The sequence below is a fragment of the Micromonospora sp. NPDC127501 genome (assembly GCF_040302185.1).
In the GTDB taxonomy this organism is placed as follows: Bacteria; Actinomycetota; Actinomycetes; order Mycobacteriales; family Micromonosporaceae; genus Micromonospora.
Genome location: NZ_JBEORJ010000002.1, coordinates 709029 through 718662, shown reverse-complemented (window position 1 = coordinate 718662; position 9634 = coordinate 709029). Strand labels below are relative to the sequence as shown.

General features: G+C 71.3%; 11 protein-coding genes. 8 read left to right on the top strand and 3 right to left on the bottom strand.

All coding sequences use genetic code 11. The features are described 5' to 3' along the window. Positions 1–681 precede the first annotated feature (681 nt). The gene (locus ABTW72_RS07365; RefSeq protein ID WP_091397045.1) at positions 682–936 is read right to left on the bottom strand and encodes an SCO4848 family membrane protein; all 255 of its coding nucleotides are present in this window, start codon (positions 934–936) and stop codon (positions 682–684) included. Between the two features lie 169 nt (positions 937–1105). Between ABTW72_RS07365 and ABTW72_RS07360 the strand changes: the two genes are divergently transcribed. From ABTW72_RS07360 to ABTW72_RS07330, 7 genes are all read left to right on the top strand, one after another. Then, positions 1106–1576: a PRC-barrel domain-containing protein gene (locus ABTW72_RS07360; RefSeq protein ID WP_112585918.1), complete on the top strand. Its 471-nt coding sequence runs from the start codon at positions 1106–1108 to the stop codon at positions 1574–1576. Between the two features lie 4 nt (positions 1577–1580). Continuing rightward, the gene (locus ABTW72_RS07355; RefSeq protein ID WP_350855369.1) at positions 1581–1757 is read left to right on the top strand and encodes a hypothetical protein; all 177 of its coding nucleotides are present in this window, start codon (positions 1581–1583) and stop codon (positions 1755–1757) included. Between the two features lie 88 nt (positions 1758–1845). After that, positions 1846–2904 carry a tryptophan--tRNA ligase gene (gene trpS / locus ABTW72_RS07350; RefSeq protein WP_350855366.1) on the top strand — a complete coding sequence of 353 codons (1059 nt, stop codon included), beginning with the start codon at positions 1846–1848 and terminating at the stop codon, positions 2902–2904. Between the two features lie 98 nt (positions 2905–3002). Beyond that, positions 3003–4214 carry a low temperature requirement protein A gene (locus tag ABTW72_RS07345; RefSeq protein ID WP_350855364.1) on the top strand — a complete coding sequence of 404 codons (1212 nt, stop codon included), beginning with the start codon at positions 3003–3005 and terminating at the stop codon, positions 4212–4214. 129 nt (positions 4215–4343) lie between these two features. Next, positions 4344–4691, top strand: coding sequence for a YciI family protein (locus tag ABTW72_RS07340; RefSeq protein ID WP_350855480.1), 348 nt, complete (start codon positions 4344–4346; stop codon positions 4689–4691). A 2-nt stretch (positions 4692–4693) separates the two neighbouring features. Next, positions 4694–5950, top strand: a complete 1257-nt coding sequence (locus ABTW72_RS07335) for an RNA polymerase sigma factor (protein WP_350855361.1) — start codon at positions 4694–4696, stop codon at positions 5948–5950. A gap of 16 nt (positions 5951–5966) precedes the next feature. Beyond that, complete coding sequence (locus ABTW72_RS07330; RefSeq protein ID WP_350855358.1) at positions 5967–6557, top strand: HAD family hydrolase; 591 nt, start codon at positions 5967–5969, stop codon at positions 6555–6557. A gap of 4 nt (positions 6558–6561) precedes the next feature. Here the strand turns inward: ABTW72_RS07330 and ABTW72_RS07325 are convergent, their stop codons facing one another. After that, positions 6562–7533, bottom strand: a complete 972-nt coding sequence (locus tag ABTW72_RS07325; RefSeq protein WP_350855356.1) for a quinone oxidoreductase family protein — start codon at positions 7531–7533, stop codon at positions 6562–6564. A gap of 236 nt (positions 7534–7769) precedes the next feature. Between ABTW72_RS07325 and ABTW72_RS07320 the strand changes: the two genes are divergently transcribed. Next, on the top strand, positions 7770–8465 hold the full coding sequence (locus ABTW72_RS07320) for a YoaK family protein (RefSeq protein ID WP_350855353.1): 696 nt from the start codon (positions 7770–7772) through the stop codon (positions 8463–8465). Positions 8466–8477: 12 nt separating this feature from the next. Here ABTW72_RS07320 and ABTW72_RS07315 read toward each other — a convergent pair whose 3' ends face one another. Further along, positions 8478–9557 (bottom strand): COG1361 family protein, encoded by a 1080-nt coding sequence (locus ABTW72_RS07315; protein ID WP_350855351.1) that lies wholly within the window; start codon positions 9555–9557, stop codon positions 8478–8480. Positions 9558–9634 lie beyond the last annotated feature (77 nt).

The following is a 9634-nucleotide window of genomic DNA, read 5'->3' as shown; positions in this document are numbered from 1 at the left end:
TGGCACTGGCTTTACAAGCACCCTGTTGAGTTCTCAAAGAACAACCACACACCGACCAGAAGCCCCACACTCAGTGGAACCCCAACCGGGGCTTTTCGTACCGCGTCCCCGTCGCTCTCGCGCCGGGCACTTTTACTACGTTACCTCACCGTCTTCGCCGTGTCAAACCGTGTGTCCCGGTCTGTCATGCTTCGTACGGGTCAGCGCCGGCGCACTCACGCAGCAGCGAACCGCTGCGTCAGGTCGTCGGATTCGGCAGGCCGGCCGCTGCGGTTTCCCGCAGTCTCGCCCGGTTCCCTGCCGGTCGTGAACCTTACCCGGTCGGCTTCGCCGCACCAAATCCGCCTCGCGGCCGATCCGGCAAGCCCCGCCCGGACCGCGTCTCCCAGGAGCGAACCCCTGGTTGACCCGGTTGCCATCCCGTTCCGGTGCTCTAGGACCTTCGTCCCGTTTGCCCCGTTCCGCGCTGGCAGAGAGAAAGTTACGCGTCTGCGGGTTTGATCGTCAAATCCACGGGTAGCGGCGCGCGTCACATTCGCACCTCCGACCGGTTTTCCCAGGTCAGGCCCGCCCGGGCAGCAGCCGGGGCTCGGTCAGACCCGCCCGGGCAGCAATTGGGGGCTCGGTCAGACCCACAGCGGTCCGGGCGCCGATCGGCCTTGTCCGCGGAAGCGGCGGCGATCAGGACGGCTGCCGCCGGCGGGCGGCGAGCCAGGCCCGGACGCCGAGGACGCCAGCGGTGGTGCCGATTGCCAGGGACGCGGCGATCAGCAGCGCGTGCACCCACAGGAAGCTGGTGGCGGCCCCGTCGGCCACCGTGCCGGACGCCCAGGACCGCGGGTCCTGCCAGATGGCCACCGCGAACCTCGGCCAGATCACCCAGGTCCAGACGCCGACCCCGACCAGGAAGAGACTCCACCCTCGCGACAGCACCATGGCAGTCGAGTATGCCAGCGCACCTGTTCAGCGGGCCGGCGTCGCGAACGCGAACGCCCTGCCACACCTGGCTGGAGCACCGCCGCGCGGAGCGCAGGCTGTTTCCGGCGTCAGCCGGATGGGCACTGCGAGGGAGGACAGCTGCGGACCGTCCCCCTGGAGGCGCCCCATGCAACCCTCGATCTTCAACCCCTGGGCCTGGCGTGATCCATCCGCCTTGGCCGGCGGCTATACCCAGACCACCCCCTCGGTCACTCCTCCGGAGGGTCAGGAGGGTGGGCACGACGGCCCGGATGCCCCCGGCCCGGGTACACCCGTCGACCTGGTGGGTTATCAGGTGCAGGCGAGCGACGGGCGCGTCGGGACCATCGACGAGACGAGCGACGAGGCGGACGCCGGGCACCTGGTGGTGGACACCGGGCCGTGGATCTTTGGCCAGAAGGTGTTGCTGCCGGCCGGAACGGTCGACCGGGTGGATCACCAGGAACGGGTCGTCTATGTCGACCGGACCCGCCAGCAGATCAAGGACGCGCCACCATTCGATCCGGACTCGGCCGACCAGGAGTACCGGGAGCGCGTCGGCGCCTACTACGCCGACAGCTACCTCCCCCCTCCCGGCGCCATCCCGCGGGTAATCTGAGGCCGTGGTCCGGACGGGCACCTGCGCATCCGAGGCGGTCGACCTGGTCGACGGCCTCTTCTTCGGTGCCGTGCCCGAGATCCCGACCAGCTCCGGCGATGGCCGTGAGCAACTTCTGAACGTCCTCCGTGCCGGTGGTCTGCGGTTTCGCGCCGGCGCGCGATGGCGGGCGACTCGCTGAGTCGATCCCGCTGACCGAGCAGGGCTGAGCCAGCCCTGCTCGGCGCGCGCCCACGCGTGACCCACCAACGGATACGAGAGGCACCACCATGTCCGTCGCACGAATGCTCACCGGCGACCGGCCCACCGGCCGCCTGCACCTCGGCCACTACGTCGGCAGCATCGCCAACCGGGTACGGCTGCACCGGCGCTACGAGAGCTTCTTCATCATCGCCGACCTGCACATGCTCACCACCCGCAACCGCCGGGAGGACATCGACCAGGTGTCCGGCAACGCCCGCGAGATGGTGACCGACATCCTCGCCGCCGGCGTCGACCCGGACCGGGCCACCTTCTACCTCCAGTCGGCCATCCCCGAGGTCGGCGACCTCAACACCCTCCTCCAGAACCTGGTGACCGTGCCCCGGCTGGAACGCGTGCCCTCGCTCAAGGACATGGCCCGCGACGCCGGCAAGGAGGAGATGCCGTACGGGCTGCTGGGTTATCCGGTGCTCCAGGCCGCGGACATCCTCTGCGTCAAGGGGGAGGTGGTTCCGGTCGGCCGGGACAACGCCGCACACGTCGAGGTGACCAGGGAGATCGCCCGGCGGTTCAACCACCTGTACGGCCCCGTCTTCCCGGTGCCCGAGTTGATCCCGGCGGACACACCGAGCCTGGTGGGGACCGACGGCGCCGCCAAGATGAGCAAGAGCCGGGGCAACTCGATCGCGCTCTCCGACGACGCGGCGACGGTGCGTCGCAAGGTGCTCGGCATGTACACCGACCCGAACCGGGTGCGGGCCGACGTGCCGGGCACTGTGGAAGGCAACCCGGTGTTCGCGTACCACGAGGTCTTCAATCCGGACCGCGACGAGGTGGCCGACCTGGCCCGGCGGTACCGGGCCGGGCGGGTGGGTGACGTGGAGGTCAAGGAACGACTGATCGTCGCGCTGGAGGCGTTCCTGGCGCCGATCCGGCAGCGCCGGGCCGAGATCGAAGCCGACCGGGGCCTGGTCGACCGACTGATCGTCGAGGGTACGGAGCGGACCCGTCAGGAGGTACGCCAGACGATGCTCGAGGTACGCCGGGCGATGGGGCTGACCGGCGCGTACCAGCAGGTGCGGCGACGGGCTGAGCGGAGCCGGCGCCGGACGGACGCCTCGACCTGAGGCCGGGGCGTCCGGTCGGCGGCGTGACGCCGGGTCCGCTGGGACACCGTCGGGTCTCAGCGGATCCGGACGTCAGCGATATAGCGCAGAATGCGAGGATGAGGCGGATTTTCGACATCCATCCGGTGCCGGCGGGAGTCACGCACCGGACCACGATGTTCGAGATCTTCTTCGATCTGGTCTTCGTCTTCGCGCTCACCCGGGTCATCACGTTCATGGCGGGGTCGCCGAGCGCGCTCACCCTGGCCCAGGGGTTACTCCTGCTGTTGCTGCTGCTCTACTCCTGGGGCCCGTACACCTGGGTGGGGAACCTGGTCCGGCCGGACGTCGGCCTGGTCCGCGCGGCCACCCTGGTCGCGATGGCGGCGATCTTCGTGGCCGCGCTGGTGTTGCCGGACGCGTGGAAGCAGAGCCCGGGGTTGCTCGACGCGCCGCTCACCCTCGCCCTGGCCTACGTGGTCGGCCGGGCGGTGCAGCTGGCGATCGTGTTCTGGGTGAGCGCGACGAATCCGGCACTGCGCTCGACGCTGCGCTTCTTCAGCGTGCCGGTGATGCTGGCGTGGCTCCCGTTGATCGTCGGCGCGCTGCTCGGCGGCGCGGCCCAGACGGCGCTCTGGACCGCCGCGTTGCTGGTGGACATCGGCGGCGCGCGGATCGCGTCAACCTTCCGGCCGTGGCAACTGGGCAGCGTGGACCACTTCACCGAGCGGTTCGGCCTGGTGCTCATCATCGCGCTGGGCGAGTCGTTGATCTCGGCCGGCGAAGGGCCACGGACGATGGCACCGGTCGGTGCGGCCGTGCTGGCCGCGCTGCTCGGCCTCACCAGCACGGTCTGCCTGTGGTGGCTCTACTTCGACCGGCTGGCCCCCGCCGCGCGGAAGGCCGTCAGCGACGTGCCGGGTGAGCGCCGGGCCAGCGTGGCCGGCGACGCGTACGGCATCGGGCACTCCCCGCTGATCATCGGCGCCATCTACGTCGCGCTCGGCATCGAGGAGGTGATCGCCCAGCTCACCGAGGAGTCGGCGCACCCCGGCCGGCTGGGCTGGGAGGCCGCGGTCGCGCTCTACGGCGGTGCCGCCCTCTACCTGCTCAGCAGGTTGGTCTTCCGCCGGCTGACCGTTGGCGCGGTGTATCCGACGCAGGTCGTCGCCGCGCTGCTGCCGCTGGCCCTGCTGCCGATCGGCCGATCTCTGCCGCCGCTGGCGGCGCTCACAGTGCTGACCGCCTTCCTGATCGGGGTGACCTGGTTCGAGCGACGGATGGACCGACGCGACGAACGACCCGAGGCGGCACAGCCGGGCCCCTCCTGAGCACCACCGCGCCCTCGGTGCAGCCCGGCCACGAAAAACCTGACGCGCGGTGTCGAGAACAGCAGCCCGCGTTCGTCGTCATGCTGTACGGCGACACGCCGCACCGAGAGGAGCCGAAACGTGAAGTACATGCTGCTGTTCATGAGCCCCATGGTTGACGGGGAGGTCGTCGACAACGGGTGCAGCTTCGAGGACTGGATCCGCTACGACCGGGAGATGAAGGACGCCGGGGTCTGGGTCTCCGGGCATCCCTTGCAGGACCTGACCACCTGCACCACGGTGCAGGTCGGCCCGGACGGCGAGCGCACGATCACCGACGGGCCGTTCGCCGAGACCCGCGAGCTGCTCGGCGGGTACGACGTCATCGACGTGCCGGACCTCGACGCCGCGCTGGACTGGGCGGCCCGCAGCCCCGGAGCCATCGGCACCGGATCGGTTCAGGTCCGTCCGATCTTCGAGCTCGACGTGCAGGCCTGACCATGCAGGGCGAGGGGGCAGCCGTCGGGTCGTCGGTGGAGGCGGTGTTCCGAGAGGAACGCGGCCGACTGCTCGCCTCGCTCGTGCGCCGCTTCGGCGACCTCGACCTGGCCGAGGAGGTGACTTCCGAGGCCATCGAGGCGGCGCTGACGCACTGGCCGACCGACGGCGTCCCGAGCCGGCCGGGCGCCTGGCTGCTCACCACGGCTCGGCGTCGGGCCGTGGACCGGCTGCGTCGGGACCGGGTGCTGGCGACCCGGCTCGCCGTACTGCAGGCGGAGGCCGAGCGGGCCGATCACGCGCCGCCCGCCGACGCGGACCGCGACCTGCCCGACGACCGGTTGGCGCTCTTCTTCACCTGTGCGCACCCGGCGCTGGCCGCGCAGGATCGCGGCGCGCTCACCCTGCGGTTCCTGGCCGGCCTCACGACCACCGAGGTCGCGCGGGCCTTCCTGGTGCCGCCCGCCACCATGGCCCAACGACTCGTCCGCGCCAAACGCAAGATCCGCGACGCACGCATTCCGTTCCGGGTACCCGGCCCCGACGAACTGCCCGGTCGTCTGCCCACGGTGCTCCAGGCCGTCTACTCGGTCTTCACCGAGGGGTATGCGGCCAGCTCCGGCCCGGACCTGCAACGGATCGACCTGTCCGAGGAGGCCATCCGGCTGGGCCGGATCCTGCGTCGACTGCTGCCGGCCGAGCGGGAGGTCGCCGGGCTGCTCGGCCTGATGCTGCTGGTCCACGCCCGACGGGACGCGCGTACCGGACCGGACGGCGCCATGATCCTTCTCGACGACCAGGACCGTGGACGCTGGGACCGTCCCATGATCGAGGAGGGGCGCGGCCTTGTGGTTTTCGCGCTGACCGGCCGAGCGCCCGGCCCGTACGGCGTGCAGGCCGCCATCGCCGCGCTGCACGACGAGGCCGCCGACGTGGCCAGCACCGACTGGCCGCAGGTGGTGGCGCTCTACGACGTGCTGCTCGGCCTGGTGCCCTCACCGATCGTGGCGCTCAACCGGGCCGCCGCGGTCGCCATGCGGGACGGGCCGGCGGCAGGGCTCGCGCTGCTCGACGAGTTGGCCGACGAGCCTCGGCTGCGCGGCCACCACCCCTACCCGGCGGCGCGGGCCGACCTGCTGCGCCGGCTCGGCCGGTACGACGAGGCCGCGGCCGCGTACCGCAGCGCGTTGACGCTGGTCGGCACCGAGCCGGAGCGCGCGTACCTGCTCAGCCAGCTGAGAGCCGTCACGAACGAGTGAGCTGTACCCTTCCCCGGTGAGTCTGCCTCTGCCTCCTGGGCCGTTCGCCGCGTACCTGTTCGACTGCGACGGCACCATCGTCGACTCGATGCCGCTGCACTACCTGGCCTGGCAGCGGGCCCTTGAGGAGTGGGGCTGCGACTTCCCGGAGGACCTCTTCTACGCCTGGGGTGGGCGGCCCACCGCCGACATCATCGTCGCCCTGAACGAGCAGCAGGGTCTGGCCATGCCGGTGGCGGCCGTCGTCGAGCGCCGGGAGAGCTACTACCAGGAGTTGCTGCCGCAGCTCGCCGCCGTGCCCGAGGTGCTGGCGCACATCCACGACGCGCACCGGCGGGTCCCGTTCGCCGTCGTCTCCGGCAGCACCCGCGCGTCGGTCACCGCCTCCCTGGACGCGCTCGGCCTGCTGGACCGGTTCGACGTGCTGGTCTGCGCCGACGACTACACCCGGGCCAAGCCCGACCCGGAGGCGTTCCTGCTCGCGGCGGAGCAGCTCGGCGTACCCCCGGAGTCCTGCCTGGTCTTCGAGGACACCGACCTGGGCATCCAGGCCGCGACGGCGGCCGGCATGGCTTCGGTACGCGTGCCGCAGCAGCGCACGCCCTGACGTCTCAGGCGACCGTCAGCAGGAGCTTGCCGGAGTAGGACGTCTGTAGGCGCTGGTGCGCGTCCCGCACCTTGCCCAGCGGGAACTTCTCCGCGACGTGCACCACGAACGGCCCGGCCTCGATGAGTTCGTTGAGGCGCTGCAACTGTCGAGGGCTCGATTCGCCGTCGTACGCACGGACCAGGACGCCCGACCGCTCCTGCGGCTCCGGCCGCACCCCGTGGGCGAACGCGACCACCCCGCCGTCGGCCAGCGCCTCGGTGAGCCGGTCCAGCGTCGCGCCGCCGGCCATCGCCAGGATGGCGTTCACCCCGCCCGGCGCCGCGTCCCGGATCCGGGCCAGCACGTCGGTCATGTCGCCGTGGCCGTCGAGGGACACGTCGGCGCCGAGCCGGGTCACCAGCGCGACGCCATCCGCCCCGGATGCCACGGCGACCACGTTCAGCCCCTGCCGCTTCGCCAACTGCACGGCCAGGTGGCCCTGACCGCCGCTCGCACCGAAGATCAGCAACCAGGCGCCGGCCGACAGGCTGACGGTGTCGAGCCCGGCCAGCGCGGTCAGTGCATCGGTGGGCATGGCGCCGGCGTGCTCGGCGGGCACACCATCGGGCACCTTCGCCGCGTACTCCGCCTTTACCGACGCGTACTCGGCGTAGAAGCCGCCCTTGGGCCGAGTGGTGGCGGAGACGTAAACCAGGTCGCCGATCGTCAGGCTGGTCACCTTGCTGCCGGCCGCGATAACGGTTCCGGCACCGTCGGAGCCGGGCACGATCGGGAGCGCGGAGCCCTCCGGCACCAGCACACCCTCGCGCTCGTACGCGTCCCACACCCCGACACCGGCGCTCAAGACCTTGATCAGCACCTCGTCGTCGGCGACCTGCGGGATCGGCAGCTTCCGCAGGGTGATCACCTCCGGCCCGCCGAACTCGTCGAAGGCGGCGGCCTGCATCCGCTCTGGCACATCCCCGTCAACCATGTGGATTCCCTCTCCGTGCCGGCGTCACCGTCGCAGCATGCCGGCTCGGCAACAGGCGTGGTTCGGAGCTGAGCGTCGTTCACCCACAAGGGCGAACGCCCCCGCTCGGTGGGCCTGGCCGGGCGTAGCCGGGGCGGGCACGGGAATGTCCGCGTGCCGCGCCGGGGCGAGCGCGGGTGCGTTCGACGCGAAGGACCGGGCGCGTCGCGCCGGCCGCGGGACCGACGGAGGGCATCGTGCACGCTCCGTCGACGCGGGCCACGGCCTGGCTCCTGGTGGCACTCGCCACGGCCTCAGGCTGCCTCGACGTGATCTGTCTGACCAAGCTCAACGGCTACTTCGCCAGCGTCATCACCGGCAACCTGGTGCACTTCGGCCACGCGCTCGCCACGGCCGACACCCGCTCTCTCGCGGGGGCGGTGGTGGCGGTCGGCGGGTACGCGGTGGGCGTGGCCGCTGCCACGGTGCCGTTGCGCCACACCCCGCCGGGTTGGAACCGCCGCACCGCGGTGGTGACGTCGGCCGAGGCGGTGCTGCTCCTCGGCTTCGCAGCGGGATGGTTTGCCTGCTCGGCACGTCCCGGGTACGGCTTCGGGCTCGTGCTGCTGGCGATGGCGGCCCTGTCGAGCGGCATCCAGAGCGTGATCACCGTGGCCGCCGGCGTACGGGGTGCGTCGACCACCTACCTGACCGGCTCGCTGACCGAGTTGGTCCGGCGTCGCGTCGTCGACCCGCACCGGTTCGCCGACGTGGGTGGTGTCGGCCGGCTGGCGGGGCTGGTGGTCGGCGCCGTGCTCGGCACGGTGGTACTGCGTACGGCCCCGACCTGGGCATCCGTGCCGGCGGCGGTGCTGGTGATCGCCGTGATCGCGTTCGCGATCGGTTTGACCCAGCGGGCGAGAACCGCCGCCGGCCGAAGCCAGCCGAGTTGACCGGAGCCGCGATCAGGAGGTCTGCGGCTCCGGGCCACGAAGCGCCTGCTCCACGGCGTCGCGTACGCGGGCGTCCTCGCGCGCCTTGCTCTGCGCCCGGTTGCGGCGTCGGTACACGTACGCCCCGACGAGCACGGCGATCAGCACGACGAGCACCAGCACCAGCATCCAGGGCAGGGCCCAACCGTGCGCGGTGACCTGGACCGGCTTGAGCGAGGTGGTGGAGCCCGAGGCGTCGGTGAGCAGGGGTGTCACTGTCGCGGTCGCGGCCAGCGAGATGGCGGGAGCCACCCCGTGTACGGGCACCGTCACCTCCCAGCTCTCACCCGGAAGCAGCTCCGGCGGCGCGGCGACATCCTCGGCCCGCACCCGCAGCAGGCCGAACGGGCCCGAGACGGTCACCGCCTGCTTACCGGACAGGGCCGCGTTGCCGACGTTGTGGACCTTGTAGGTGATGGTGGCGTCACCCTTGCTGAACGGGTTGGTCGGCCCGGCGTACGTGACGTGGAGGTTCTCGATCGCGAGGTTCGGCTTCAGCTCGCCGCCCACCCGCAACTTGATCCGGATACCGAGGCGCCGGTCGACGTTGATCCCCTCAGCCTGGTCGGCCTGGGTCAGCGTGGTGAGGATGCCACCGACGTAGTCCCCGGGCGTGGCGTTCTCCGGAACGTTGACAGTGAAGGGGACCTGGGCGGTCTTTCCGGGCTGGATCACGACGCTGCCGGCGTTCGGCTTCACCCAGGCGCCGATCGCGATCGACTTCTTGTCCCCGGTGAGCAGGTCGAGCTGGCCGGCGTCGGTGGTGAAGCCGTCGGCCGCGTACACGGAGAGGGTCAGCGGCGCCGGGCCGCGGTTGGCCACGACCATGGCGTCCTCGACGGCACCGCCCGGGTTGACGTTGTAGCTGTAGCTGGACCGGGCCTCGCCGTAGCCGTTGGAGGCCGTCCGGACCGTCCAGGCGACGTTACCGTCCGCCGCCAGGGCGGGACCGGCGCCGACACCGACGGCCGCGACGACGGCGAGCAGGGACAGTGCGGTCGTACGGAGGCGTGCGGCGGTCGTGGTCTTCCAGCGAGTTACGGACGGTTGCATCTCAAGTCCTCGTGGTGATCTTGGTAGTGGGTCAACCGGTGGCGGGGTAGGCCCCGAAGGTGCCTACCCCGCCGAAT

Excerpts from the sequence above, each read along its gene's own strand:
- ABTW72_RS07365 (WP_091397045.1), bottom strand. The coding sequence starts at position 936 with ATGGTGCTGTCGCGAGGGTGGAGTCTCTTCCTGGTCGGGGTCGGCGTC.
- ABTW72_RS07360 (WP_112585918.1), top strand. The coding sequence starts at position 1,106 with ATGCAACCCTCGATCTTCAACCCCTGGGCCTGGCGTGATCCATCCGCC.
- trpS (WP_350855366.1), top strand. The coding sequence starts at position 1,846 with ATGTCCGTCGCACGAATGCTCACCGGCGACCGGCCCACCGGCCGCCTG.
- ABTW72_RS07345 (WP_350855364.1), top strand. The coding sequence starts at position 3,003 with ATGAGGCGGATTTTCGACATCCATCCGGTGCCGGCGGGAGTCACGCAC.
- ABTW72_RS07340 (WP_350855480.1), top strand. The coding sequence starts at position 4,344 with ATGCTGCTGTTCATGAGCCCCATGGTTGACGGGGAGGTCGTCGACAAC.
- ABTW72_RS07335 (WP_350855361.1), top strand. The coding sequence starts at position 4,694 with ATGCAGGGCGAGGGGGCAGCCGTCGGGTCGTCGGTGGAGGCGGTGTTC.
- ABTW72_RS07325 (WP_350855356.1), bottom strand. The coding sequence starts at position 7,533 with ATGGTTGACGGGGATGTGCCAGAGCGGATGCAGGCCGCCGCCTTCGAC.
- ABTW72_RS07315 (WP_350855351.1), bottom strand. The coding sequence starts at position 9,557 with ATGCAACCGTCCGTAACTCGCTGGAAGACCACGACCGCCGCACGCCTC.